This is a genomic window from Streptomyces verrucosisporus (assembly GCF_017114865.1).
Taxonomy (GTDB): domain Bacteria; phylum Actinomycetota; class Actinomycetes; order Streptomycetales; family Streptomycetaceae; genus Streptomyces; species Streptomyces fenghuangensis.
This window is the reverse complement of sequence record NZ_JADEYH010000003.1, coordinates 156,819-183,194: the sequence shown is the minus strand read 5'-3', so window position 1 is coordinate 183,194 and position 26,376 is coordinate 156,819. Positions and strand designations below refer to the sequence as shown.

Annotated in this window: 24 protein-coding genes and 2 tRNA genes; 14 read left to right on the top strand and 12 right to left on the bottom strand. The window is 70.5% G+C overall.

The features are described from left to right. Positions 1-25: 25 nt before the first annotated feature. A complete protein-coding gene (trxA, locus tag IQ279_RS06540) occupies positions 26-349 on the top strand; it encodes a thioredoxin (protein ID WP_206347356.1) in 324 nt (107 codons plus the stop codon). Positions 350-415: 66 nt separating this feature from the next. Here trxA and IQ279_RS06535 read toward each other — a convergent pair whose 3' ends face one another. The 9 genes from IQ279_RS06535 to rpmH form a co-directional block, all read right to left on the bottom strand. Continuing rightward, positions 416-1,033, bottom strand: coding sequence for a GNAT family N-acetyltransferase (locus tag IQ279_RS06535; protein WP_206347355.1), 618 nt, complete (start codon positions 1,031-1,033; stop codon positions 416-418). A gap of 65 nt (positions 1,034-1,098) precedes the next feature. After that, entirely contained in the window at positions 1,099-2,211 is a 1,113-nt protein-coding gene (locus tag IQ279_RS06530; RefSeq protein WP_206347354.1) for a ParB/RepB/Spo0J family partition protein, read from the bottom strand. Beyond that, positions 2,208-3,281, bottom strand: coding sequence for a ParA family protein (locus tag IQ279_RS06525; RefSeq protein WP_277402513.1), 1,074 nt, complete (start codon positions 3,279-3,281; stop codon positions 2,208-2,210). The genes IQ279_RS06530 and IQ279_RS06525 overlap by 4 nt, the downstream gene beginning before the upstream one ends. A 252-nt stretch (positions 3,282-3,533) precedes the next feature. Continuing rightward, entirely contained in the window at positions 3,534-4,265 is a 732-nt protein-coding gene (gene rsmG / locus IQ279_RS06520) for a 16S rRNA (guanine(527)-N(7))-methyltransferase RsmG (RefSeq protein ID WP_206347353.1), read from the bottom strand. Further along, positions 4,262-4,759 (bottom strand): Jag family protein, encoded by a 498-nt coding sequence (locus tag IQ279_RS06515; RefSeq protein WP_093851035.1) that lies wholly within the window; start codon positions 4,757-4,759, stop codon positions 4,262-4,264. Before IQ279_RS06515 ends, rsmG begins: the two co-directional genes overlap by 4 nt. A gap of 14 nt (positions 4,760-4,773) precedes the next feature. Next, positions 4,774-5,874, bottom strand: coding sequence for a membrane protein insertase YidC (yidC, locus tag IQ279_RS06510; protein WP_206347496.1), 1,101 nt, complete (start codon positions 5,872-5,874; stop codon positions 4,774-4,776). Between the two features lie 12 nt (positions 5,875-5,886). Continuing rightward, positions 5,887-6,174 carry a membrane protein insertion efficiency factor YidD gene (gene yidD, locus IQ279_RS06505; RefSeq protein WP_206347352.1) on the bottom strand — a complete coding sequence of 96 codons (288 nt, stop codon included), beginning with the start codon at positions 6,172-6,174 and terminating at the stop codon, positions 5,887-5,889. Further along, entirely contained in the window at positions 6,171-6,563 is a 393-nt protein-coding gene (gene rnpA / locus IQ279_RS06500) for a ribonuclease P protein component (RefSeq protein WP_206347351.1), read from the bottom strand. Before rnpA ends, yidD begins: the two co-directional genes overlap by 4 nt. A 33-nt stretch (positions 6,564-6,596) precedes the next feature. Then, entirely contained in the window at positions 6,597-6,734 is a 138-nt protein-coding gene (rpmH, locus tag IQ279_RS06495) for a 50S ribosomal protein L34 (protein WP_003949374.1), read from the bottom strand. A 383-nt stretch (positions 6,735-7,117) separates the two neighbouring features. Between rpmH and dnaA the strand changes: the two genes are divergently transcribed. The 12 genes from dnaA (at position 7,118) to IQ279_RS06440 (ending at position 23,324) form a co-directional block, all read left to right on the top strand. Continuing rightward, entirely contained in the window at positions 7,118-8,935 is a 1,818-nt protein-coding gene (dnaA, locus tag IQ279_RS06490) for a chromosomal replication initiator protein DnaA (protein WP_206347350.1), read from the top strand. 887 nt (positions 8,936-9,822) lie between these two features. Next, positions 9,823-10,953, top strand: a complete 1,131-nt coding sequence (gene dnaN / locus IQ279_RS06485) for a DNA polymerase III subunit beta (RefSeq protein ID WP_206347349.1) — start codon at positions 9,823-9,825, stop codon at positions 10,951-10,953. 236 nt (positions 10,954-11,189) lie between these two features. Beyond that, on the top strand, positions 11,190-12,125 hold the full coding sequence (gene gnd, locus IQ279_RS06480) for a phosphogluconate dehydrogenase (NAD(+)-dependent, decarboxylating) (protein ID WP_206347348.1): 936 nt from the start codon (positions 11,190-11,192) through the stop codon (positions 12,123-12,125). Positions 12,126-12,145: 20 nt separating this feature from the next. Then, on the top strand, positions 12,146-13,267 hold the full coding sequence (recF, locus tag IQ279_RS06475) for a DNA replication/repair protein RecF (RefSeq protein WP_206347347.1): 1,122 nt from the start codon (positions 12,146-12,148) through the stop codon (positions 13,265-13,267). 80 nt (positions 13,268-13,347) lie between these two features. Then, a complete protein-coding gene (locus IQ279_RS06470) occupies positions 13,348-13,878 on the top strand; it encodes a DciA family protein (protein ID WP_206347495.1) in 531 nt (176 codons plus the stop codon). A gap of 419 nt (positions 13,879-14,297) precedes the next feature. Then, complete coding sequence (gene gyrB, locus IQ279_RS06465; RefSeq protein ID WP_206347346.1) at positions 14,298-16,394, top strand: DNA topoisomerase (ATP-hydrolyzing) subunit B; 2,097 nt, start codon at positions 14,298-14,300, stop codon at positions 16,392-16,394. 38 nt (positions 16,395-16,432) lie between these two features. Next, entirely contained in the window at positions 16,433-19,093 is a 2,661-nt protein-coding gene (gene gyrA / locus IQ279_RS06460; protein WP_277402512.1) for a DNA gyrase subunit A, read from the top strand. A 7-nt stretch (positions 19,094-19,100) separates the two neighbouring features. Then, a complete protein-coding gene (locus tag IQ279_RS28625; RefSeq protein WP_206347345.1) occupies positions 19,101-19,775 on the top strand; it encodes a DUF3566 domain-containing protein in 675 nt (224 codons plus the stop codon). 93 nt (positions 19,776-19,868) lie between these two features. Next, a tRNA-Ile gene (locus IQ279_RS06450) sits at positions 19,869-19,942 on the top strand. A 179-nt stretch (positions 19,943-20,121) separates the two neighbouring features. Next, positions 20,122-20,256, top strand: coding sequence for a DLW-39 family protein (locus IQ279_RS27775; protein ID WP_217655894.1), 135 nt, complete (start codon positions 20,122-20,124; stop codon positions 20,254-20,256). A 302-nt stretch (positions 20,257-20,558) separates the two neighbouring features. Then, positions 20,559-21,458, top strand: coding sequence for a vWA domain-containing protein (locus tag IQ279_RS06445; RefSeq protein ID WP_241027689.1), 900 nt, complete (start codon positions 20,559-20,561; stop codon positions 21,456-21,458). A 573-nt stretch (positions 21,459-22,031) separates the two neighbouring features. Then, positions 22,032-23,324: a hypothetical protein gene (locus IQ279_RS06440; protein WP_206347344.1), complete on the top strand. Its 1,293-nt coding sequence runs from the start codon at positions 22,032-22,034 to the stop codon at positions 23,322-23,324. A gap of 36 nt (positions 23,325-23,360) precedes the next feature. Here the strand turns inward: IQ279_RS06440 and IQ279_RS06435 are convergent, their stop codons facing one another. Both IQ279_RS06435 and IQ279_RS06430 read right to left on the bottom strand, forming a co-directional pair. Then, positions 23,361-24,755, bottom strand: a complete 1,395-nt coding sequence (locus tag IQ279_RS06435) for a serine/threonine-protein kinase (RefSeq protein ID WP_206347343.1) — start codon at positions 24,753-24,755, stop codon at positions 23,361-23,363. 66 nt (positions 24,756-24,821) lie between these two features. Further along, positions 24,822-25,373 (bottom strand): helix-turn-helix domain-containing protein, encoded by a 552-nt coding sequence (locus tag IQ279_RS06430; protein WP_206347342.1) that lies wholly within the window; start codon positions 25,371-25,373, stop codon positions 24,822-24,824. 130 nt (positions 25,374-25,503) lie between these two features. Between IQ279_RS06430 and IQ279_RS06425 the strand changes: the two genes are divergently transcribed. Beyond that, positions 25,504-25,576, top strand: a tRNA-Ala gene (locus IQ279_RS06425). Between the two features lie 135 nt (positions 25,577-25,711). Here the strand turns inward: IQ279_RS06425 and IQ279_RS06420 are convergent. Next, positions 25,712-26,365 carry a DUF5324 family protein gene (locus IQ279_RS06420; protein WP_206347493.1) on the bottom strand — a complete coding sequence of 218 codons (654 nt, stop codon included), beginning with the start codon at positions 26,363-26,365 and terminating at the stop codon, positions 25,712-25,714. Positions 26,366-26,376: the final 11 nt, after the last annotated feature.

Here is a 26,376-nt window from a genome sequence, read left to right as displayed (position 1 = left end):
ACCCCGAGAAACAAGGAGATTCACCATGGCCACCGTGACCGCCACCGACGCCACCTTCGAGGAAGTCGTCCTCAAGAGCGACAAGCCGGTCCTGGTCGACTTCTGGGCAGCCTGGTGCGGTCCGTGCCGTCAGATCGCCCCGTCGCTGGAGGCGATCTCGGAGGAACAGGCCGACAAGCTCACCATCGTCAAGCTCAACATCGACGAGAACCCGGCGACGGCCGCCAAGTACGGGATCATGTCCATCCCGACGATGAGCGTCTACCAGGGCGGCGAGGTCGTGAAGACCATCGTCGGCGCCAAGCCCAAGGCCGCCATCGAGCGTGACCTGGCCGACTTCATCGGCTGACGTTTCACGTGGAACAGGCCCGCCCCGAAACGGGGCGGGCCTGTCGTCTTTTCGCCACCGCAGAGATCACAGGGGCCTGAGAGCGGGTTCCTTATGCACCGCTCCCAACAACCGGTCGATCGCCAGCTCCACATCCTGTTTCCAGGAGAGAGTCGTACGCAGCTCCAACCTCAGCCTGGGGTAGGCATAGTGCGGCCGGACCGTCTTGAAACCCACAGCGAGAAGGTGATCGGCGGGGAGCAGGCAGGCGGGCTCCTTCCAGCGGGCGTCCCCGAACGCTTCGATCGCCTTGAATCCCCGCCTCAACACGTCCTTGGCCACGGTCTGCACCATCACCCGGCCCAGCCCCTGCCCCTGGTATCCGGGCATCAGCCAGGCTGTGATCATCTGTACCGCGTCCGGCGAGACAGGGCTGGTGGGAAAAGCCGTCGAGCGCGGCACATACGCGGGTGGTGCGTACAGTACGAAGCCCACCGGTACGCCATCGACATAGACGAGCCGTCCGCAGGAACCCCACTCCAACAGCACCGCCGATATCCAGGCTTCTTTCTCCAGATCAGGCCGGCCCGCCTTCACAGCGGCATCACCGCTGACAGGATCGAGCTCCCAGAAGACGCACCTGCGGCAGCGCTTCGGGAGATCCGGCAGGTTGTCCAGGGTGAGCGGAACGAGTTGACGCCCCATGGAGACATGGTATCCATGGGGCGTCGTACGGCGGTGCTCTCGGCTGTGTCCTCGATGGCTCGGATTCACTCGCCGCTGTCGTCGTCTCCTTGGGCGAGCTGGCGCTCCAGAAGCTGGTTCTCGCCGGGCGCGAACTGGCTCAGAATTCTCTCCAGATCCTCCATCGAGGCGAACTCGACGACGATCTTCCCCTTCCTCTGACCAAGGTCAACCTTGACCCGAGTGTCGAAGCGATCCGAGAGACGGCTCGCCAGATGGTCCAGCGCGGGGGAGACCCGCTTACCGGCCCGTGCCCGAGCCTTGCTCTTTCCCTTCGGCTTGGGGTCCATCACGGTCACGATCTCCTCGACCGCCCGAACCGACAGCCCTTCGGCCACGATGCGGTGGGCGAGACGGTCCTGCTCCTCGGAGTCCTCCACAGACAGCAGCGCACGCGCATGCCCCGCCGACAGCACCCCGGCCGCCACACGGCGCTGCACCGACGGAGAGAGACGCAGCAACCGGAGCGTGTTGGAGACCTGAGGACGCGAGCGGCCGATACGGTCCGCCAGTTGGTCATGGGTGCAGTTGAAATCCTTCAGCAGCTGATCGTAGGCTGCCGCTTCCTCCAGAGGATTCAGCTGTGCCCGATGCAGGTTCTCCAGCAGGGCGTCCAGGAGGAGCTTCTCGTCCTCCGTAGCACGGATGATCGCCGGAATCCGTTCCAGACCCGCTTCCCGGCAGGCCCGCCAACGGCGCTCCCCCATGATGAGCTCATACTGCTCCGGGCCCGTCTGCCGAACGACCACCGGCTGCAGGAGACCAACCTCCTGGATGGAGGTCACCAGCTCCGCCAGAGCGTCCTCATCGAACACCTCGCGCGGCTGCCGAGGGTTCGGAGTGATCGCGTCGACGGGCACCTCGGCAAAGTGAGCTCCTGCCGCCTCGCTGCTCACAGCGTCGTCCATGGCTTCGGTTTCACGTGAAACGCCGCTGCCATGCTGTTGCCCGGCATCACTGGGGAGACCTGTCACCTTGGCCGCCGCCACACCGCGTCCCGGGGTGAGTACCGGGACAGCAGTCGGAGATGTCGCTCCGTTCTCCCCCACTACGGGGGAGACGCTGTCATCCGGTCCCGTCGGCGCCGCGGGGATCAGCGCGCCGAGCCCTCGACCCAGCCCTCTACGTCGTTCCGTCACTGAGTCCCCTCCACCATGTGCTGTGCCTGCTGCTTACCGGCGCCTCGCAGCGCGATCTCCCGGGCTGCCTCCAGATAGGAGAGCGAGCCACTGGAACTCGGATCGTAAGTGAGAACCGTCTGCCCGTAGCTGGGTGCCTCCGAGATACGCACCGACCGCGGGATGTTGGTTCGCAGGACTTCCTTGCCGAAATGCCCACGCACCTCCTCCGCAACCTGGGAGGCCAGCCGCGTACGGCCGTCGTACATCGTCAGCAGAATCGTCGAGACATGGAGCTTGGGGTTGAGGTGCCCCTTCACCAGCTCGACGTTCCTCAGGAGCTGCCCCAGCCCTTCGAGTGCGTAGTACTCGCACTGGATCGGGATGACCACCTCAGCGCCGGCCACCAACGCGTTGACGGTCAGCAGGCCGAGCGAGGGCGGACAGTCGATGAAGATGTAGTCCAGCGGCTGTTCGTAAGCGGAGATCGCCTTGTGCAGACGACTCTCTCTCGCGACCAGCGACACCAACTCGATCTCCGCGCCGGCGAGATCGATCGTGGCCGGGGCGCAGAAGAGACCCTCCACATCCCGCACCGGCTGGACGACGTCGGAAAGCGGCTTGCTGTCCACCAGAACGTCGTAGATCGACGGCACCTCGGCGTGGTGGTCTATCCCAAGGGCGGTGGACGCATTGCCCTGCGGATCAAGGTCGATCACCAGAACCCGAGCCCCGTGCAGAGCCAGGGAGGCGGCGAGATTGACCGTGGTCGTGGTCTTGCCCACTCCGCCCTTCTGATTGGCGACCACCATCACCCGGGTCTCCTCGGGCCTGGGGAGACCCTCACCGGCACGGTTCATCGCCTCGACCGCCTGCTGAGCGGCACGGCCGACGGGGGCGGAGACATCCCCTTCGTACCGGGGGGAGGCGTCCATCGGAGGCGGCGTCTCACTCATCGTTTCACGTGAAACATCCGCCGTTTCAGAACGGGGACCCGGGACCGGATCGGTCATCGGTCCCGTGATATGGCCGTCGGACCGCAACGGTTCACTCTCCTCGACGTCAGGCTCGCAATGAGAAGAGACTGCCATGCTCTCCGGGCCGGGAACCAGCGAGCCCCGCTCACCTGTGGATGAATCCACCTCTGAGCGGGGCTCGGATGGGTCTGACGCGTCAGTCGCGCGCCCTCGACGGATGAATCCATGCAGAAAGCGACGTTTCACGGGAAGCACGATGCATCCACGTTCACCTGCGAGCGTGACGACACTCCGCATGGCTCGTCTTTGGCGACTCTACGGAGTAACGGGAGTCTCTCCAGAAGGTGTACGTCCGTCTTCCGAGGATCACCGGCGGCGGCGCGCACTCCGTGAACGACCGGTCCTGGCGGCCTTCGCTTTCTTGGCCGCGAAGCGCACCCCGCCCGGGCTCTCGCCGACCTCCACACGCACCACGGTGGCGGCCGGATCCACCAGGCCCTCACCGATGCGGAGCACCGAGGAGTCCACCGCGCCGAGCTTCTGAAGCGCGGACCGCGCCACCTTCAGCTCCTCCTCAGCCGTGTCTCCCTTGAGGGCCAGCATCTCGCCGTACGGCCGCAGCAGTGGCACACCCCAGCCGGCGAGACGGTCCAGCGGGGCCACGGCCCGGGCCGTCACCACATGCACCGGAGGCAGCGACCCCAGAACCTCCTCGGCCCGGCCCCGCACCACCGAAACATGGTCCAGCCCCAGCAGCTCGACGACCTCCTGGAGGAAGGTCGTGCGCCGCAGCAGCGGCTCCAGCAGCGTGATCTTCAGGTCCTGCCGCACCAGGGCGAGCGGAACACCCGGCAGGCCCGCGCCGGAGCCGACATCGCAGACCGTCACTCCCTCGGGCACGACCTCGGAGAGCACCGCGCAGTTCAGCAGATGGCGCTCCCACAGCCGGGGCACCTCGCGCGGTCCGATCAGCCCGCGCTTGACCCCGACCTCCGCCAGCAGTTCCGCGTAGCGGACAGCATCGTCGAAGCGGTCACCGAAAACCTCCCGCGCCACCTCGGGCGCGGGAGGAAGAGGCGACGACACGGAGTCGGTCACGGCAGCACGACCACGCAGCGCTGCGGTTCCTCGCCCTCGGACTCGCTGCGCAGCCCCGCCTCGGCCACAGCGTCGTGCACCACCTTGCGCTCGAAGGGCGTCATCGGCTTCAGCTTCACCGGCTCACCGGTGCGCTGGGCCTCCTTGGCCGCCTTGGTGCCCAGCGCCGACAGCTCCTCGCGCTTACGGGCCCGGTAACCGGCGATGTCCAGCATCAGCCGGCTGCGGTCGCCGGTCTCACGGTGTACCGCGAGCCGTGTCAGCTCCTGCAGAGCCTCCAGCACCTCACCGTCCCGGCCGACGAGCTTCTGCAGGTCCCGGCTGTCACCGTCACTGATGATCGACACGGCGGCACGGTCGCCCTCGACGTCCATGTCGATGTCGCCGTCGAGGTCCGCGATGTCGAGGAGCCCCTCGAGATAGTCGGCCGCGATCTCACCCTCCTGCTCAAGGCGGGTCAGGGTGTCGGTGCCCTCTGCGGTCGTGTCCGTCACGAGTGGACTCCTTCTTACTTCTTGGACGGGTGCTTGGAACGCTGCGAGCCCTTGCGCTGCCCGGGCTTCTTCTTCGACTGCTGCCCGGGCCGCGTCGACGGGGAGTCCTTGGAGGCATCCTTGCTCAGCGAGGTCTTCTGCCCGGCCTCATTCTTCGCCTTGGCATCCGCCTCCGCCTGGGCCGCGGCGGCCTGGCGCTGCGCCTTGGTCATGCGCTTGGGCTGCTGACGGTTGGCACGGGCGGCCTCCACGGCCTTCTTGGCCTCGACCTCCGCCGGGTCCTCCTTGAGCTTGCCCTTGGCCCGCAGCTTCTCCTGACGCTGCTTGTAGGCCAGCGATCCCGGCGTCGGGTTGCGCTTGATGATGTACATCTGCTGCCCGAGGGTCCACACGTTGGTGGTCAGCCAGTAGACGAGGACACCGACGGGGAAGTTGATGCCGAAGACGGCGAAGATGATCGGGAAGACGTACATCAGCATCTTCTGCTGCTGCATGAACGGCGTCTTCGCCGTCAGGTCGACGTTCTTGGTCATCAGCTGGCGCTGCGTGTAGAACTGCGACGCCGACATCATCAGGATCATGATGACCGTGACCACGCGCACGTCGGTCAGCGAGGCGCCCAGCGCCTCGACCTTCTCGGCGCTGTCCATGAACCGGGTCGCGATCGGGGCCCCGAAGATGCTCGCGTTCCGGGCGCTCTCCACCAGGTCGGCGCCCATGACGCCGACCTCCTGGTTGTTGGCGATCTTGTTCAGCACCTGGTAGAGCGCCAGGAAGAACGGCGACTGCGCGAGAATCGGAAGGCAGCTGGAGAGCGGGTTGGTGCCCGTCTCCTTGTACAGCTTCATCATCTCTTCCGACTGGCGCTGCCGGTCGTTCTTGTAGCGCTCCTGGATCGCCTTCATCTTCGGCTGGATCGCCTGCATGTTCCGCGTCGCCTTGATCTGCTTCACGAAGAGCGGGATCAGGGCGATGCGGATCACGATCACCAGCGAGACGATGGACAGACCCCAGGCCCAACCGCTGTCCTCGTCGAACACGAGGCTGTACAGCTTGTGGAACTGGACGATGATCCAGGAAACAGCGGCATAGAGAGGACCGAGGATCGTGTCGATCGTGTCCACGAGTCAGGCTCCTTGGGCATTGGACTGAGTCCGGTGCTGCCAGCGGTCACGCATCCGCTGGTGCCAGACCGGATGCTTCCGGGCGGGAACGTGGTCGACCCCGCCGGGCGACCATGGATTGCAGCGCAGAATGCGCCAGGCTGTCAGCGCCGTCCCCTTCACCGCGCCGTGCCGCCGGATGGCTTCGTAGCCGTAGTGCGAACACGACGGGTAATACCGGCACACCGGACCGAGCAGCGGGCTGATGGTCCACTGATACAACTTGATCAACCACAGCAGCGGGTATTTCACGACGGGCCTCCAAGCAGCCGCTGCAGCGCGGTGTCCAGATCACGGGCCAGCCTGTCGTGGTCCGCCTCCCCCGCACCGGGCAGCGCCCGTATGACCATCAGGCTACCGGGCGGCAGGACGTCAAGCCTCTCCCGGACCAGATGACGCAGTCGCCGCTTCACGAGGTTGCGAACCACCGCGTTGCCCACTGCCTTGCTCACGACGAAACCCGCACGCGCCGGGGGAGTGGCTCCCCCGGCGGCGTGCGGGTCCGTACGTTCCCCGGAATCGCTCCGGGGCGACGCCCTGCGCAGATGGACGACGAGAAGCGGGCGTCCGGCCCGGCGTCCTCGGCGTACCGCGGCCGCGAAATCCTCACGCCGCCTCAGCCGGTTCTCGGTGGGCAGCACGTCACGGATCCGCGGTCGGACTTGCCTGGTCGGTCAGGCCGACAGACGGGCGCGGCCCTTGCCGCGGCGGGACGCGAGGATCGCGCGGCCGGCACGGGTCCGCATGCGCAGCCGGAAACCGTGGGTCTTCGCGCGGCGGCGGTTGTTCGGCTGGAAGGTGCGCTTGCTCACTCGGGGCTCCAGGAATGCTTGTGTCTCGTACGAGACGTGTGGGGCGCCGACTGGCTGTCACCGTGCGCCCACGAGTAGCTCGCAACGCCCGAGTGCACCGCTTCTATGATCACCAGGATCTTGCCCATCGGAGGCAGGCGGCAGCAGCCATCGACAACTCGACCTGGTTACGGTACGCGCGCCCGCACCATCAGGTCAAACCAGGGCCGGGCGGGGGGTTCTGTACACAGCCTGTGGACAACGACTTGAACCGCGCACGCCGCGCTGACTACCGTGGCCGAACTTCCGTTTCCTCCCGACCGTCCCAAGCACCACACATGGGTGGGACTGTCGAAGCCCGAACAACCCCACCCAGCGAGTGAGTGAGTGAGTGAGCGTGCCCTGTGGCTGACCTACCTGCCGATCTTGCCGCAGTGTGGCCACGCGTGCTGGAACAGCTCCTCGCCGACGGCCAGGGAGTCGAGGCCAAGGACCAGCGGTGGCTCAAAGACTGCCAGCCCCTGGTGCTGGTCTCCGGCACCGCGCTGCTCGGCGTGCCCAACGAGTACGCGAAGGGCGTACTGGAGGGACGGCTCTCCCCGCTGATCACCGACGCGCTCAGCCGCGAGTGCCAGCAGCCGATCCGCCTGGCGATCACCGTCACCGGACCGGTCCCCGAGCCCCAGGCCCCGGCGCCTCCCGTACCGCCGGCGTCCCCGGAACCTCCGCAGCACCGCCGGCCGGCGCCGCACCAGCAGCCGCTGCACTTCGACGAGCCGCGCTACGACGCTCCCCCGCACGGCGGCCGCCACGCCCGGCAGCACGACCCCCGGCACGGCGACCCCCGGCACGAGGACCGGCAGCAGGAACTCGAGCTGCCCAGCGCGCGGCCCGCTTATCCGGACTATCCGCACGCCCCCCGGCAGCACCAGCCCGGTGCCTGGCCCCGGTCACAGGACCCCGACGCCTGGCAGCCGCCGCGCGACCCGTACCAGTCGCAGGGCCCGTCGTACGAGCCGCCCTCCTACGACGGCAGGCACCACGCCTCCCCCTACGACCAGCCGCCGGTGCCGCGCTACGACGGCTCCCGGGGCACCGGTCGCCCCGATCCCCAGCAGCTGCCCGCCCCCAGCGGCGCCCCCGGCCCGCTCGCCGCGCAGCCCGCGCCCGCGACCGGCCCCGGCGAGCCGACGGCCCGGCTGAATCCGAAGTACCTCTTCGACACCTTCGTCATCGGCGCCTCCAACCGCTTCGCGCACGCCGCCGCGGTGGCCGTGGCCGAGGCGCCGGCCAAGGCGTACAACCCGCTGTTCATCTACGGCGAGTCCGGACTGGGCAAGACCCACCTGCTGCACGCCATCGGGCACTACGCCCGCAGCCTCTACCCGGGCACCCGGGTGCGGTACGTGAGCTCGGAGGAGTTCACCAACGAGTTCATCAACTCCATCCGCGACGGCAAGGCGGACGCGTTCCGCAAGCGCTACCGCGACATGGACATCCTGCTGGTCGACGACATCCAGTTCCTGGCGAGCAAGGAGTCCACCCAGGAGGAGTTCTTCCACACCTTCAACACCCTCCACAACGCCAACAAGCAGATCGTGCTCTCCTCCGACCGGCCGCCCAAGCAGCTGGTCACCCTGGAGGACCGGCTGCGCAACCGCTTCGAGTGGGGGCTGATCACCGACGTCCAGCCGCCGGAGCTGGAGACGCGCATCGCGATCCTGCGCAAGAAGGCCGTCCAGGAGCAGCTGAACGCGCCGCCGGAGGTGCTGGAGTTCATCGCCTCGCGGATCTCGCGCAACATCCGCGAGCTGGAGGGCGCGCTGATCCGGGTCACGGCCTTCGCCAGCCTCAACCGGCAGCCGGTCGACCTGGGCCTGACCGAGATCGTGCTGAAGGACCTCATCCCCGGCGGCGAGGACGCCGCCCCGGAGATCACCGCGGCCAACATCATGGCGTCGACGGCCGACTACTTCGGGCTGACGGTGGACGACCTGTGCGGCTCCTCGCGCAGCCGCGTCCTGGTCACCGCGCGGCAGATCGCCATGTACCTGTGCCGCGAGCTGACCGATCTGTCGCTGCCGAAGATCGGCGCCCAGTTCGGCGGCCGGGACCACACCACCGTCATGCACGCCGACCGCAAGATCCGCGCGCTGATGGCCGAGCGGCGGTCCATCTACAACCAGGTCACCGAACTGACCAACCGCATCAAGAACGCCTGACGCCGCCGCGCCCGCCGCCGTGTGCGGCGCGTGCGGACCGCGCCGTCCCCGGCACAGACCGCACGCGCCGCCCCGGCCGCCCCGGCCGCCCCGACAGTGAGAAGCCCCCAAGGAGGTCCCTCCCGGGGGCTTCTCACTGTTCGAATCCACAGCCGGCGAGAAGAGTGATCCACAGATTCACCGACTTTCTTCCGTCCACACTCTGGGGACCGCCGGGTTGTCCAGATAGCGTCCACAGGCACACCGCCCGATGCTCGAATGAGCCTGGTCAGGTGCCTGTGGATCTGTGGTCAGAAGTTATCCACAGACTGTGGATCCCGAATGCGCCCACAAGCGGCAGATCGGATTGTCCACCACCTGCCCACAGCCTCGGCCGCGTTGTGCACAGCTTTCACGAGCTTCTCCACAGGGCTGTCCACTGTTCGACAACACGGCGCGCGATGTCACCCCTCCGTGTGAAAGGCGTCACACCGAGGGGCTGGGTTGGCCTGTTGAGAAGGTGGGTAAAACTGTGGGCGGCCCTGGGGAGAAGTCCCGGATCGCTGTGCACGGGATGTGCAGAACTTTCCGGCGTCCACAGGACCCCCCTGTTCGTCCACGTCCCCACCCACAGGGCCGGTGGACAAAATCTCCTGCCTGACCTGCGCGGATCGAGTTATCCCCGGTTTCCACAGGCCCTACTACTACGACCACGGAGATAAAGGGCGGACTTCGATCGGAAACGGGCCCTGTGCACAACTCGGTCCGACCTCGCTCCAGGTCCCTCCGCCCGACTTGACCCCGGCCCGCCCCGACTGTCAGCCGGGTGCGTCAGACTGGTCCCCGGCGACAAGCCGACGACGAAGACCAGCAAGGCGAGCAGCCAGCAACAGCGGGAGGCGGCTTAAGTGAAGATCCGGGTGGAGCGCGACGTCCTCGCGGAGGCGGTGGCCTGGGCGGCCCGCAGCCTGCCGGCCCGGCCCCCGGTGCCGGTCCTCGCGGGACTGCTGCTGAAGGCCGAGGAGGGCTCGCTGAGCCTGTCCGGTTTCGACTACGAGGTCTCGGCGCGGGTCTCGGTGGAGGCCGATGTGGAGGAGGACGGCACCGTCCTCGTCTCCGGCCGCCTGCTGGCCGACATCTCGCGCGCCCTCCCCAACCGCCCGGTGGAGATCTCCACAGACGGTGTACGGGTGAGCGTCGTCTGCGGATCCTCGCGGTTCACACTCCACACACTGCCTGTGGAGGAGTACCCGGCGCTTCCCGAGATGCCGAGCGCGACCGGCACGGTCCCCGGCGAGGTCTTCGCCGCCGCTGCGGCCCAGGTCGCCATCGCGGCCGGACGCGACGACACCCTGCCTGTGCTCACCGGTGTGCGCATCGAGATCGAGGGCGACACCGTCACCCTGGCGTCCACCGACCGCTACCGCTTCGCGGTCCGCGAGTTCCTGTGGAAGCCGGAGACGCCGGACGCCTCCGCGGTGGCCCTGGTCCCGGCCAAGACCCTGCTGGACACTGCGAAGTCCCTCAGCGGCGGCGACAACGTGACGCTGGCGCTGTCGGGCTCCGGCGCGGGCGAGGGCCTGATCGGTTTCGAGGGCAACGGGCGGCGGACCACGACGCGGCTGCTCGAGGGCGACCTGCCGAAGTACCGCACGCTCTTCCCGACGGAGTTCAACTCGGTCGCGGTGATCGAGACGGCTCCCTTCGTGGAGGCGGTCAAGCGCGTGTCCCTGGTGGCCGAGCGGAACACCCCGGTACGGCTCACCTTCGAGCAGGGCGTCCTGATCCTGGAGGCGGGATCCAGCGACGACGCACAGGCTGTGGAGCGTGTGGACGCGCAGCTGGAGGGCGACGACATCTCGATCGCCTTCAACCCGGGCTTCCTGCTGGAGGGCCTGAGCGCCATCGACGCGCCGGTCGCGCAGCTCTCCTTCACCACCTCGACCAAGCCCGCGCTGCTGAGCGGCAGGCCGGCGGTGGACGCTGAGGCGGACGAGGCGTACAAGTACCTGATCATGCCGGTGCGGCTGTCGGGCTGAGGCCGGTGGCGGGCGGCCGGGGTGTGCTCGCCCGGGTGCAGGAGGGCCGTCCCTCGCACGGGGGCGGTATGCCGGTGCGGCTGCCGGGCCGAGGCCGGGAGAGCGGGAGGGCCGCCGGAGCCGTCCGCGCGCATGCGCATACGAGCGGAGTGTGCCCGCAGCTGTGCGCCACCCCCTCCGTCGTAGGCTCGTACCCGGGTAACGCAACACCAGGACTCCGAAGAAAGGCCCCCCTGATGGAGCTCGGTCTCGTCGGTCTCGGCAAGATGGGCGGCAACATGCGCGAGCGCATCCGCCGCGCAGGCCACACCGTCGTCGGATTCGACCGCAACCCCGACCTCGCCGACGTCCAGAGCCTCGAGGAGCTCGTGGACTCGCTGAAGGCCCCGCGGGTGGTGTGGGTCATGGTCCCGGCCGGCGGCCCGACGCAGTCGACGATCGACGCGCTGGGTGAGCTGCTCTCCCCCGGCGACGTGGTCGTGGACGGCGGGAACTCCCGCTGGACGGACGACGAGCGGCACGCCGAGGAGCTGGCGGCCAAGGGCGTCGGCTTCGTGGACTGCGGCGTCTCCGGCGGCGTGTGGGGCCTGGAGAACGGCTACGCGCTGATGTACGGCGGTGATGCCGAGCACGTCGCGAAGGTGCAGCCGGTCTTCGACGCCCTCAAGCCGGAGGGCGAGTTCGGTTCCGTGCACGCGGGCAGGGTGGGCGCCGGCCACTTCGCGAAGATGGTCCACAACGGCATCGAGTACGCGATGATGCAGGCCTTCGCCGAGGGCTGGGAGCTGCTGGAGGCGGCCGAGGCCGTCACCGACGTCCGCGAGGTCTTCCGCTCCTGGCAGGAGGGCACCGTCATCCGCTCCTGGCTGCTGGACCTGGCCGTCCGCGCGCTGGACGACGACGAGCACCTGGGAGCGCTGCGCGGCTACGCGGCCGACTCCGGCGAGGGCCGGTGGACGGTGGAGGCGGCGATCGACCACGCCGTTCCGCTGCCCGCGATCACCGCGTCGCTGTTCGCCCGCTTCTCCTCGCGCCAGGACGACTCCCCGCAGATGAAGATGATCGCCGCGCTGCGCAACCAGTTCGGTGGCCACGCGGTGACCGCCGCGGCCGGCGCCGAGAAGGGCGCCGACGCGCCGGGCGCGGACGTCACCCCGCCCGTCGGCGGCTGACCGGCCCAGAAGCGGATCCGATGCACGTCACGCATCTGTCGCTGGCCGACTTCCGGTCCTACGCCCGGATCGAGGTTCCGCTCGATCCGGGCGTCACCGCTTTCGTCGGTCCGAACGGCCAGGGCAAGACCAATCTCGTCGAGGCGGTCGGCTACCTCGCGACGCTGGGCAGCCACCGGGTCTCCTCCGACGCCCCGCTGGTGCGGCAGGGCGCCGAGCGCGCTGTGGTGCGGGCGGTGGTGCGGCAGGGGGAGCGGCAGCAACTGGTGGAGCTGGAGCTGAACCCGGGGCGGGCCAACCGGGCGCGGATCAACCGCTCCTCGCAGGTCAGGCCGAGGGATGTGCTGGGCATCGTGCGCACGGTGCTGTTCGCTCCGGAGGACCTGGCACTGGTGAAGGGCGATCCCGGGGAGCGCCGCCGCTTCCTGGACGAGCTGGTGACGGCGCGCTCGCCGCGGATGGCGGGGGTGCGGTCGGACTACGACCGGGTGCTCAGGCAGCGCAACACCCTGCTGAAGACGGCCGCGATGGCGCGCCGGCACGGTGGCGCCTCCGGCGGCGGGGCGCTGTCCACCCTGGATGTGTGGGACCAGCATCTGGCCCGTGCCGGGGCGGAGTTGCTGGCGCACCGGATGTCGCTGGTGGCGGCGCTGGGGCCGTTGGCGGACAAGGCGTACGAACGGCTGGCTCCCGGCGGCGGCCCGGTGGTGCTGGAGTACCGCTCGCCGGTTGAGGGCGGTACGCGTGAGGAGCTGTACGAGGGGCTGCTGGCCGCGCTGTCCGAGGCGCGCCGCCAGGAGATCGAGCGCGGTGTGACGCTGGTGGGTCCGCACCGTGACGATCTCGTGCTGAGGCTGGGGGAGTTGCCGGCCAAGGGGTACGCGAGCCACGGGGAGTCGTGGTCGTATGCCCTGGCGCTGCGGCTGGCCTCGTATGACCTGCTGCGCGGCGAGGGCAACGAGCCGGTGCTGGTGCTCGACGATGTCTTCGCCGAGCTGGACACCAGGCGGCGGGAGCGGCTGGCGGAGCTGGTGGCGCACGGTGAGCAGGTGCTGGTGACGGCGGCCGTGGAGGAGGACGTCCCCGAACTGCTGGCGGGGGCGCGGTACGCGGTCGGAGGCGGGGAGGTGACCCGGTTGTGAGGCGTGAGGATCGTCCGGAGGAGCTCTCCGGCCTGCCCGGGAGCTCTCCCGCCCCCTCCCCGGGCGGGCGGGGGGACTCCGTGGAGGTGCGGATTCCGGGACCGGCGGCCGAGCCGTCGGGAGTCGATCTGGCCAGGGTGGCGCTGCGGGCGGCCCGCGAGCAGGCGCGGGCGCGCGGCGGTGCGGCGCGGCAGAAGCGGCAGGCGCGCACCGGCGGCGGTCTGCGGTCCGGGGCGCGGCGGGACGGCCGTGATCCGCTGCCGCTGGGGGCGGCGATCGAGCGGCTGAAGACCGAGCGCGGCTGGGAGATGCCGATGGCGGTCGGCGGTGTGATGGGCCGCTGGCCGGAGTTGGTGGGCCCGGAGCTGGCGCGGCACTGCGTACCGCAGTCCTACGACGAGCGGGAGCGGGTGCTGTCGGTGCGCTGCGACTCGACGGCGTGGGCGACGCAGGTGCGGCTGCTGGCTCCCCAGCTGGTGGCGCGGCTGAACGCCGATCTCGGGCAGGGGTCGGTGAAGTCGATCAGGGTGCGGGGGCCGCAGGCGCCGGACACCCGGCACGGCCGGCTGCGCGCTCCGGGCAGCCGGGGGCCGGGGGACACCTACGGCTGACGGGCGGCCTCGGCGGGCCGCCCGTGCCCCGTGGGCGGCCCGGGTTCCGGAAGAGACCGCTCCACTGCTGGGGAAAGGCCTCTGACCAGCACGGATGACCAGCGCGCGGGGAGAGCCGGAAGCTCTCGTTCCGTGAGTGCGCTCACAGTGACGGTCCATTGACATGCCGAGGCGCTGAGGGCCGTCGTGAGCGTCCTGGGGGCCCGGCCCGCATATGGGGAGTCGGCGGAGGCCGGTTCAGGGCGGCACATGCGGTCCCAGGTACCGGCAAACCCCCATCGATGTCAGTGGTACCGGTAGACTGGAGACACACCCGCCTTACTGCGGAACATGTCGAACGACGCAGCCGCTCCTGCCGTGCGGACAGGGTCTCCGGAAGACCTTCCGGAACTCTTCCCTCCGGTCGCAGGGGAAGGCTTGTGCTGTGCCAGAAAGGGCGCTTCGTGGCCGATTCCGGCAACTCCAACGAAACCATCCCCGCCTCCGGCGAGGAGACCCCTGTCCCGTCCGCGACCCCGTCCGTCTCCGGAGCCGGTGGCGGCGAGCCGTCGTACGACGCCAGTGCGATCACGGTCCTGGAGGGCCTGGACGCGGTCCGCAAGCGGCCCGGCATGTACATCGGGTCCACCGGTGAGCGCGGCCTCCACCACCTCGTGCAGGAAGTGGTGGACAACTCCGTCGACGAGGCGCTGGCCGGCCACGCGGACACCATCGACGTGACGCTGCTGGCCGACGGCGGCGTCCGGGTCGTGGACAACGGCCGCGGCATCCCGGTGGACATCGTGCCCTCCGAGGGCAAGCCGGCCGTCGAGGTCGTGCTGACGGTGCTGCACGCGGGCGGCAAGTTCGGCGGCGGCGGCTACGCGGTCTCCGGCGGTCTGCACGGTGTGGGCGTCTCGGTGGTCAACGCGCTGTCCACCAAGGTCTCGGTCGAGGTCAAGAGGGACGGCTACCGCTGGACGCAGGAGTACAAGATGGGTGCGCCCACAGCTCCTCTCCAGCGGAGCGAGGCCACCGACGAGACCGGCACGACGGTCACGTTCTGGGCCGACGGCGACATCTTCGACACCACCGACTACTCCTTCGAGACGCTCTCACGGCGCTTCCAGGAGATGGCCTTCCTCAACCGCGGTCTGACGATCGCCCTGACCGACGAGCGGGCGGCGGCCAAGCAGACGGCCGGGGCCGACACCGCCGACACCTCCGAGGACGACAAGCCGCGCCACGTCCGCTACCACTACGAGGGCGGCATCTCGGACTTCGTCCGCCACCTCAACTCCCGCAAGGGCGAGCCCGTCCATCCCTCGGTGATCGACATCGAGGCGGAGGACAAGGAGCGCAAGATCTCGGTGGAGATCGCGATGCAGTGGAACACCCAGTACACCGAGGGTGTCTACAGCTTCGCGAACACCATCCACACCCACGAGGGCGGCACCCACGAGGAGGGCTTCCGCGCCGCGCTGACCGGTCTGGTCAACCGCTACGCCCGCGACAGGAAGCTGCTGCGCGAGAAGGACGACAACCTCACCGGCGAGGACATCCGCGAGGGTCTGACGGCGATCATCTCGGTGAAGCTGGGCGAGCCGCAGTTCGAGGGCCAGACGAAGACGAAGCTGGGCAACACCGAGGCCAAGACCTTCGTCCAGAAGATCGTCCACGAGCACTTCGGCGACTGGCTGGACCGCAACCCCAACGAGGCCGCCGACATCATCCGCAAGGGCATCCAGGCGGCCACCGCGCGCGTGGCGGCCCGCAAGGCGAGGGACCTCACCCGCCGCAAGGGCCTGCTGGAGACGGCCTCGCTGCCGGGCAAGCTGAGCGACTGCCAGTCCAACGACCCGTCCAAGTGCGAGATCTTCATCGTCGAGGGCGACTCCGCGGGCGGCTCGGCCAAGTCCGGCCGCAATCCGCAGTACCAGGCCATCCTGCCGATCCGCGGCAAGATCCTGAACGTGGAGAAGGCGCGGATCGACAAGGTCCTGCAGAACCAGGAGGTCCAGGCGCTGATCTCGGCCTTCGGCACCGGGATCCACGAGGACTTCGACATCTCCAGGCTCCGCTACCACAAGATCATCCTGATGGCCGACGCCGACGTCGACGGCCAGCACATCAACACCCTGCTGCTGACGCTGCTGTTCCGCTTCATGCGGCCGCTGGTCGAGGCCGGCCACGTCTACCTGTCCCAGCCACCGCTCTACAAGATCAAGTGGTCGCGCGACGAGTTCGAGTACGCGTACTCCGACCGCGAGCGCGACAGCCTGATCCGCCTGGGCCGCGAGCAGGGCAAGCGCATCAGGGAGGACTCGGTCCAGCGCTTCAAGGGTCTGGGCGAGATGAACGCCGAGGAGCTGCGCGTCACCACCATGGACCAGGCCCACCGGGTGCTGCGCCAGGTGACGCTGGACGACGCGGCCGCCGCCGACGACCTGTTCTCGATCCTGATGGGCGAGGACGTGGAGGCGCGGCGCTCGTTCATCCAGCGCAACGCCAAGGACGTCCGCTTCCTCGACATCTGAGTCGGCCGTACGCCGCTCAACGAAGGGATTGACCAGTAATGGCCGACGAGACCACCCCTGCCCAGACCGAGGGCGACGCCGTACCCAACCCCGGCCCCCTGGTGCCGGCCCCGGGTATTCCCGTGGTCGACGAGAACGCCGGACTCCGGGTGGAGCCGGTCAGCCTCGAGACCGAGATGCAGCGCTCGTACCTCGACTACGCGATGAGCGTGATCGTCTCGCGTGCGCTGCCCGACGTGCGCGACGGGCTCAAGCCGGTGCACCGCCGGGTGCTGTACGCCATGTACGACGGCGGCTACCGGCCCGAGAAGGGCTTCTACAAGTGCGCCCGCGTCGTCGGCGACGTGATGGGCACCTACCACCCGCACGGCGACACCTCCATCTACGACGCCCTGGTCCGCCTGGCCCAGCCGTGGTCGATGCGGATGCCGCTGGTGGACTCCAACGGCAACTTCGGCTCGCCGGGCAACGACCCGGCCGCCGCCATGCGCTACACCGAGTGCAAGATGGCGCCGCTGGCCATGGAGATGCTCCGGGACATCGACGAGGAGACCGTCGACTTCCAGGACAACTACGACGGCCGCAACCAGGAGCCGACCGTCCTGCCGTCGCGCATCCCCAACCTGCTGGTCAACGGCTCGGCGGGCATCGCGGTCGGCATGGCCACCAACATCCCCCCGCACAACCTGCGCGAGGTGGCCGCCGGCGCCCAGTGGTACCTGGAGCACCCCGAGGCCACGGGCGAGGAGCTGCTTGAGGCGCTGCTGGAGCGGATCAAGGGACCGGACTTCCCCTCCGGCGCGCTGGTGGTGGGCCGCAAGGGCATCGAGGAGGCGTACCGCACCGGCCGCGGCTCGATCACGATGCGCGCGGTGGTGGCGGTGGAGGAGATCCAGGGCCGGCAGTGCCTGGTCGTCACCGAACTGCCGTACCAGGTCAACCCGGACAACCTGGCACTGAAGATCGCCGAGCTGGTCAAGGACGGCAGGATCGCCGGCATCGCGGACGTCCGCGACGAGACGTCCTCGCGCACCGGCCAGCGGCTGGTGATCGTCCTCAAGCGGGACGCGGTCGCCAAGGTCGTGCTGAACAACCTCTACAAGCACACCGATCTGCAGACCAACTTCGGCGCCAACATGCTGGCCCTGGTCGACGGGGTGCCGCGCACGCTGTCGCTGGACGCGTTCATCCGCAACTGGGTCACCCACCAGGTCGACGTCATCGTCCGCCGCACCCGCTACCGGCTGCGCAAGGCCGAGGAGCGCGCCCACATCCTGCGCGGCCTGCTCAAGGCGCTGGATGAGATCGACGAGGTCATCGCCCTGATCCGGCGCAGCAACACCGTGGACGTGGCGCGCGGGGGCCTGATGGAGCTGCTGGCCATCGACGAGATCCAGGCGAACGCGATCCTGGAGATGCAGCTGCGCCGCCTGGCCGCCCTGGAGCGGCAGAAGATCACCGCCGAGCACGACGAGCTCCAGGCGAGGATCGACGAGTACAACGCGATCCTGGCCTCGCCCGAGCGGCAGCGGCGGATCATCGGCGAGGAACTGGCCGCGATCGTCGACAAGTACGGCGACGACCGGCGCAGCAAGCTGGTGCCCTTCGAGGGCGACATGTCCATCGAGGACCTGATCGCCGAGGAGGACATCGTCGTCACCATCACGCGCGGCGGCTACGTCAAGCGCACGAAGACCGACGACTACCGGTCGCAGAAGCGCGGCGGCAAGGGTGTACGCGGCACGAAGCTCAAGGAAGACGACATCGTCGACCACTTCTTCGTCACCACCACCCACAACTGGCTGCTCTTCTTCACCAACAAGGGCCGCGTCTACCGGGCGAAGGCGTACGAGCTGCCGGACGCCGGGCGGGACGCGCGCGGCCAGCACGTGGCGAACCTGCTGGCCTTCCAGCCGGACGAGGCGATCGCCCGGATCCTGGCGGTCCGGGACTACGAGGCCGCGCCGTACCTGGTGCTGGCCACCAAGTCGGGCCTGGTGAAGAAGACCCCGCTGAAGGACTACGACTCGCCCCGCTCCGGCGGAGTCATCGCCATCAACCTCCGGGAGCTGGAGGGCGGCGGCGAGGACGAGCTGATCGGCGCGGAGCTGGTCTCGCCCGAGGACGACCTGCTGCTGATCAGCAGGAAGGCGCAGTCGATCCGGTTCACCGCGACCGACGACGCGCTGCGCCCGATGGGGCGCGCCACATCCGGCGTGAAGGGCATGAGTTTCCGCGAAGGGGACGAACTGCTCTCGATGAACGTGGTGCGAGCCGGTACGTTCGTTTTCACCGCCACCGATGGCGGGTACGCGAAGCGCACGGCCGTGGACGAGTACCGCGTTCAGGGCCGCGGCGGTCTGGGCATCAAGGCGGCAAAGATCGTGGAGGACCGCGGTTCGCTGGTAGGGGCCCTGGTGGTCGAGGAGACGGACGAGATCCTCGCCATCACCCTCGGCGGCGGCGTGATCCGTACGCGGGTCGCCGAGGTCAGGGAAACCGGACGTGACACGATGGGCGTCCAGTTGATCAACCTCGGCAAGCGCGACGCCGTGGTCGGTATCGCGCGCAATGCCGAGGCCGGCCGCGAGGCCGAGGAGGTCGACGCGGAGACGGGTGCCGGGGACGGCACCGAGGAGTCCTCGCAGGCGTCTTCCCCGGAGACGGCCGCCGAGGCGGCTCCGGACAACGAGGAGTAGACAGAACGTGAGTGGAACCGCGGGCGCCGCCAGGGGCGGCGACGATGAAGGCGGCGCCCGTGGACCGGCCGCTGACGACGCTCGACGACAGGGCGAATCCCACCGTGGGGGAACAACCGTGACCAGTGCCCACCCGCAACCGCAGCCGCACGCCCAGCAGCACGCGAGCGCGCCGCAGCCGCACCAGCCGCCGCAGGCCTACCCGCCTCCGCCGGGCGCCACCCCGCCGCCGCGGGCCGCCCAGGAGGAGCGGGAAGACCTCCGGCAGGACGTCATGCGCCGCTCGCGCACCGGCGCCCGTACGGTCCCCAGGACGCGCAAGGCGCGGCTGCGGGTGGCCAAGGTCGACCCGTGGTCGGTGATGAAGGTCGGCTTCCTGCTGTCGATAGCCCTCGGCATCTGCACCGTGATCGCGGTGGCCGTGCTGTGGATGGTGATGGACGCCATGGGTGTGTTCGCGGCGGTCGGCGGGACGGTCAGCGAGGCGACCTCCTCGGACAGCGGCGGTGGTTTCGACCTCCAGGGCTTCCTGTCCCTGCCCCGGGTGCTGACCTTCACCTCGGTGGTGGCGGTGATCGACGTGGTGCTGATGACGGCCCTGGCCACGCTGGGGGCGTTCATCTACAACATGTCGGCCGGCCTCGTCGGCGGCGTCGAGGTGACCCTCGCGGAGGACGAGTGACCCCGGGAGCCTCCCGGGCGCCGCACCGGAGCGGCCGCGGACCGACGCGATTTTGGCACGCGGCTGAAGTGCGCTAATCTTTCGGTGCAGCGCGGGGCTATAGCTCAGACGGTTAGAGCGCTTCCCTGATAAGGAAGAGGCCACAGGTTCAAGTCCTGTTAGCCCCACACGGCGAACCGAGCGCCCGGACCCTCCCCGAGAGGGCCGGGCGCTCGGCGTTGCGGGCCCCTCGATGTGCGGAAGGGCGGGTGCCGTCCGCCCGGGTCGGTCGCTCTGCCGGGATGCCCGCTTGGGTATCATCGGGCGCCAGTAGGTCCCAACGTCTAGAAGAGGACGAGGTAGCGCGGTGAAGAAGCTTCTCCTGATCGCACTGGCCGCCGTCGGCGGGCTCCTCGTGTACCGCCAGATCCAGGCGGATCGCGCCGAGCAGGATCTGTGGACGGAGGCGACCGACTCCGTGCCCGCGGGTTCGGGCGTCTGAGAGCAACAGGTACTTCGAGCGAAGCCCCGGCCGGTTTCCGGCCGGGGCTTCGCCGTCCTCGGGTGTCCGGGCGGGCCGGTGGGTGCGCACATGTCGCGGGACCGCGACGGCAACCGCCTTGGTGCACGCGTTAGCAAATGAATGCGATGCTTCCGCGAAGCCGACCCGAGAGGCGCGCCCGAGAGTGACGAAGGCACATGGCGCGACTCCACCGCCGCACGGCCGCATTGCTGAGCCGCGGGACACACCTGGCGCTGATCGCGTCACCGCTCGCCGCCGCGGCTCCCCGCGGGGCTCCCGCAGTGCCGCAGACGGTTGCGGAAGACAACGCATCGCTGGTGATGGTGCTGGACTCCTCCGGCTCGATGGCCGAGGACGACGGCTCGGACGGCACCCGTATCGAGTCCGCCCGCCGCGCCGTGGGCGCGGTCGTCGACGCGCTCCCCGGCGGACACCCCACCGGTCTGCGGGTATACGGCGCGGACCGGGAGGCGGGGTGCACCGACACCCGCCTGGTGCGACCGGTGGAGCCGCTGGACCGCGCCGCGGTCGAACGCGTCGTCGCCGAGGTGGAGCCCAGGGGGGACGCCCCCATCGGTCCGGCGCCGCGCAGAGCGGCCGAGGACCTGCCCGGGGCGTCCGGAGGTTCCCCGGACCGCCGTACGATCCCGCTGGTCTCCGACGGCGAGGACACCTGCGGCACCCCCGACCCGTGTGAGGTCGCCGCCGAACTCGGCGGACAGGGGCGCTCGTCGGGGTCCGCGGGGTCCTCGGGGACCCCGCGGAGCGACGCCATCGGCTTCCAGGTGGACGGGAAGGCCCGCGAGCAGCTGGAGTGCATCGCCCGGGCCGGCCACGGCTCGTACTACGACGCGCCCGACGTCGGCGCGCTGGCCCGCCGGCTCCAGCGCGTCCCGCGGCTGTCCGCCGACGGCTACCGCATGGAGGGCGAGCGGATCACCGGCGGACGGACGGCCGACGACCTCGCCGTGACGGCCGTGCCCCGGCCGGGGTGCCGGTCGCCTCCATGGACGGCCTCCGGCTCACCCTCGTCCAGGACGAGAGGCACCGGCCGCGGTGCGGCAGCACCTGGCGGTACTTCGGCCGGAACGCCGGAGCCATGCCGGTCACCGCCGCCGTCAGCCGGATCCCCTCGACCGGCGGAGACCGGGCCTGCGACGGGGCGGGCCGCTATCCGCTGAGGGTCGAACGGCGCTCGCACGAGGACTCCGACCGGGGCCGGTAGCCCTTCGAACTGCTCCTCGCCACCGAGAAGCCCCTCGCGGAGGGCACCGTGCCGGCGCACTCCGAACCCGACTACGGCGCGGGCGGCGAGGACGCGCCCCTGCCCACCGGCCCGCCTCGCGACGTCGGGGGCGGCACCGGCTTCAACGGCGCCCGCCGCCGGACTCGCCGAGAACGTCGCCGTCGTTTTCGTGCTGCGCGTGGCGGTGACCGGCGAGGAGAAGGCCGGACCGGAGCACGGCGCGCCCGCCGTACGCGAGCGCGACAGCGGGCATGACGGCGTGGGTGCGCGCGAGGAAGCGGGGGCCGCCCGGGACGGAACGGGCCCCGGCGGTGCAGGATGGTCCGGTCCGGTCCGGCCGTCGCCGCGGCGGCCGGGGCGGTGACGGCGCCGGCGATCGCGCAGGCGGCCGTGTGCACGCGGTACACGCGCTCGCGCGGGCACGCGGTGGCGTGTACGGCGGCGCCGGCGGGACGGCGAACGGCGAGACGGAGGGTGGCGCATGGTGAAGGGGCGGGCGGGAAGCAGGATGAGGAGTTCACTGGCCGCCGCGGCGGCACTGTGCGCGGCCGCGGCACTGCCGGGCCCGGCCGCGGCCGCGCAGTCGGCCGGACCGGATGACCTGCCCGCGTACGAGACGGCCCCGGGCGCCCAGCGCGTCGAGGGCGAGGAGAGCAGCGCCCACGGGCCGGCCATCGAACCGGGCTTCCACACCGACGACATCGGGCCGGGCGAGCGCAGGTACTACAGCGTCACGCTGGACGGCGAGTCCAACGTCTGGATCTCCGCGACCGCCCTGCCCGAGCCGGGCAGCCGGGTCAAGAGCATGGACGGCATCGAGGTCTCCCTGGAGGCGGCGGACGGCACCGACTGCGGTGACGGGGACGTGAGCTTCGGCTCCGAGGACACGGCCAGACCGATCGCCGACCTCGCCGGGCGCATGATCAAGAAGGACGGCTACTGCCAGGAGCCCGGCGTCTACCACTTCTCCGTGGAGCGGGACAGCCACGAGACCGCCGACGCCGGACGCTGGCCGCTGGAGATCTCCTTCATGCGGGAGCCGGGGCTGCGGAACCCGGCCTCCGGCGGCCCGTCCGAGGCCGCACCCGACGCCGCGACGCCGAGCCCGCCGGGGGTGCCGGAGGGGGAGGCCAGGCCCATCGAGGGCGGCACCGGCTTCAACGACGCGCCCGGCATGGGCGAGGGCAACTGGAGGGACCGGCTGCGGCCCGGCGAGACCCGCTTCTACAAGGTGCCGCTCGACTGGGGCCAGCGGCTCCACACCCAGGTGGAGTTCGGCACCGCCAAGGCCAAGGGGGACAGCGCCCCGTACGTCAGCGGCGCCTTCCGGGTGGACTTCTACAACACCGCCCGCGGGCGGATCGGCACCGACGGCGTGGGCTACCGGCCCGACCAGCCCGCCGCGTACCGGCTGGACGGACAGCGCGTCGCCTTCGCCAACCGCTTCGACGGCGGCACGGAACTCGGCGGGACGCGCTTCGCCGGCTGGTACTACATCGCGGTGCACGCGAACGGAAAGCTGGCCGAGTCCGTCGACGGCACGGTGCCGGTGGTGCTGCGCACCACGATCGCGGGCGAGCCGGAGGCCGGCCCCGAGTACGACGGGGACGCCGAGAAGGCCGGCTTCGGGGTCACCGAGGACGACCGCGAGGCCGCGGCCGAGGGGCTGAACCGGTCGGCCGCGGAGAGTGGGGAGACCCTGCGGCTGCTGGGCTGGGCCGGGATCGGCTCCGGCACCGCGCTGATCCTGGGGCTCGGCCTGTGGACGGTCCTCGCCCGCCGGAGCGCGGCCCGTGCCTGAGGGCCGCCCTGAAACCCCGGGGCGTGCTCCGGGGCTTCAGGGCGCCTGGGTCAGAGCCCAGACGCCGACGGCGATGAGGACCAGGGCCAGCACCAGGAGCGAAGCCGCCACCTTCGGGGGTGGCCCCGGCCTGCGCGCCGCGGGGGCGCGGTGCCCGGCGTCCGCGGGCCCTGCGGGGGCGGGCGGCCGGGCCGTCGTGTAGGGCTGGGTCTGCTGGGTCGGCTGCGTCGGCATGCCGGTGAGGTGCGGTTGCGAGTACGGCTGCGGATACGCGTACGGCTGGGCGGGGGCTCCGGGAGACGTCTGCGTGGTCTCCTGCGCCGGCGCGTGGGCCGGGGCCGCCGGCGGAGCCGGCGCCGGGAACGGCGGGGCCTGCGGCGGTTCCTGGGGGTGTGCCCGCACGGGCGGGGGAAGGTGGAAGCTCCCGGTGTCGGAGACCGGGAACGCCTCTGCCCGCGGGCCTTCCCCGCTCCCGCCCCGCGGCCCCCGCCCGGGCTCCCCCGGATCCCCGGTGTCCCCGGGAGGCCGGGCCTCCTGCGGGTCCTCCCGGTTCTCCGGCCCCTCCGGCCCGAACCCCGGCGGCAGCGGACCGATCTGGTCGAAGACCTCCACGGCCTCCTGCTCCGCCGTGGCGTCCGCCGACAGCATCTCCGCGGCGGACGCCAGCGCCCTGCGCACGCCCGTCGCCGTACGGAAGCGTGCTTCCGGGTCGGGGTGCAGCAGGGTGCCCAGCACCTGCCACAGCGGCTCGGGGATGTCCTGCGGCGCGGGCGGCACTCCGTGGACATACGCCTCCACCAGCGCCTGGGAGTCGGGCTTGCGGCCGGCCAGCAGGTACAGGGCCACCAGCCCGACCGCGTACAGGTCGGCGGGGAAGTCCGGCTCGGCGCCCATCAGCTGCTCGGGGGCGAAGTAGCCGGGGGTGCCGACCACGTAGTCGGCCTCGGTCAGCCGCGGTTCGCCCTTGCGCATCGAGATGCCGAAGTCGGACAGCCGCAGATGGGGCCGGCCGGTGCCGGTGGCCTCCAGCAGGATGTTGGCGGGCTTGATGTCGCGGTGCACCACGTCCTCGGCGTGCACCGCGGAGAGTCCCGAGAGCAGCTGGTCGAGCAGTGTGCACACATACACCGGGGGCAGGGGGCCGTAGTCGCCGATGAGGTGGGCGAGCGACCCGCCGCGTACCAGGTCCATGGTGAACAGGACCTTGTCGTCGTCGGCGGCCCAGCTCGACGGGGCCAGAACGTGGGGGTGGTCGATGCGCAGCGCCTGCTCGCGGACGAACCGCAGCAGGGTGTGCGCGTCGCTCTGCTGGAGGACCTTGGCGGCCACGTAGCGCCTGCGCCGGTGGTCCCAGGTGCGCCAGACCGCGCCCACGCCGCCGCGTCCGATCGGGTCGACCAGTTCGTACCGACCCGCGAAGACCTCGCCCATCGCGCTGTGCCCGCCTCGTCCCTGTACCCGTCGGTTGCCCGTCCCGCCGGCCGGCCGCCGCCGTTCTCAGGCCTGGTGCGCCTCGTAGTGCCGGACCGCGTCGGCGGTCTTGCCCGCGCCGTACACCCTCAGGAACTCTGCCAGCTCCGGGTGGCTTTCGGCGAGGGAGTCGGAGGCGTCGATGATGTCGGCCGCGTCCGCGACCGAGCGCAGCAGCGCCTGGATCTCGCGTACGACGCGTTTGACGGTGGTGGCCTGGCCGCCGGAGGGGGTGACATGGGTGGAGGAGGTCAGCACGTTGCCGCCGGCGGTGCGGCGGATCTCGTCCATGCGCTGGGTGGCCTCGGCCGCGGTGACGGTGCCCTTGCTGACCTCGGCGGCCAGTTCCTGCAGCGCCTGGACCCGCTGGACGACGGCGGGATTGCCGATCTTCGCCCGCTGGCCGCTCATCAGCTGGGAGAGCATGGGGGCCGAGAGGCCGAGCACCGTGGCCAGCCGTGCCTGGTTGAGGCCGAGGTCGTCGATGAGCCTGCGGAAGAGGGTGCCCAGCGGTTCGCCGTACCACTGGCTCTGCAGTTCTCTCGCCCGGGCGGTCGCCTCCTGCTGTGCTGCGTCCATCGCTCTCTCCCCTGATCTCCCCGGGTCCGCTTCGCTGGAGCGAACTTTCGGAGCATCCTACGGAGGCGGCGTACGCGGAGCGATACCCGGTCGGAACCAACCCGGGGCATTGGGTACTCTGTTCCATGGCGGGGCTTTAGCTCAGTTGGTAGAGCGCTGTCTTTGCATGGCAGATGTCAGGGGTTCGACTCCCCTAAGCTCCACACCGCACAGGCCCGGTGCCGCGGAATCCACGGATTCCGCGGCACCGGGCCTGTCGCATGCCGTGCCGCTTCGCGCGGCTCTCGTGAGGTGGGCGACGGGCCGCCCCCGCCGGAGGGGGACGGACGCCGGCGCCGTCAGCGCTCCTCGTCCGACGGGGCGGCCTCCGACGAGATTCCCTGGGTGTCGGTCTGGGCGGCCGTCGCCCCGGCCCCGGCCTTCGGCTCGGCGGACCCGGTGCCCTCCATGACGGCCGCGTCCTCGCCGACCTCGGTGGCGGCCGGGGGCTCGACCAGCCAGTCGGGGCTGGACTGCTTCTCCCACCACTTCCAGACGGCCGCCACACCGCCGGCGACGACACCGACCACCATCAGCCGCTTGAACGCCCGGCCCCTGCTCGCCCGGCGGGCCTTGCGGCGCGCGAGCTTGCGGATGTCCTGGGCGGTCAGCTCGCCGCGCAGCGCGGCGACGGCCGCGGTGGAGCGGGCCACCGCCGCCTCCCGTACCGGGCCGGCCGCGGCGCGGGCGGCCTCGACGTGGGGGGCCGCGTACTCGCTCGCCGTACGCGCCGCCTCGCGGGTGCGGTGGGCGGCCCGGGCGGCGGCCTGGTCGACCGCGGGGGGCAGGGTCTCGCGGGCTTGCTCCAGCCGAGGCGCGACACGGGCGGCGTACTGTCCGCGCACCGTGGACCGGGCCTGTCCGGCCGCGAGGGCCACCTTCGGCGCCACCGCTTCCGCGGCGTGCCGCACGGTCCCCCTCGCGTTGTCGGTCGCGCTGCGCACGCTGTCCATGCGGGTCACGG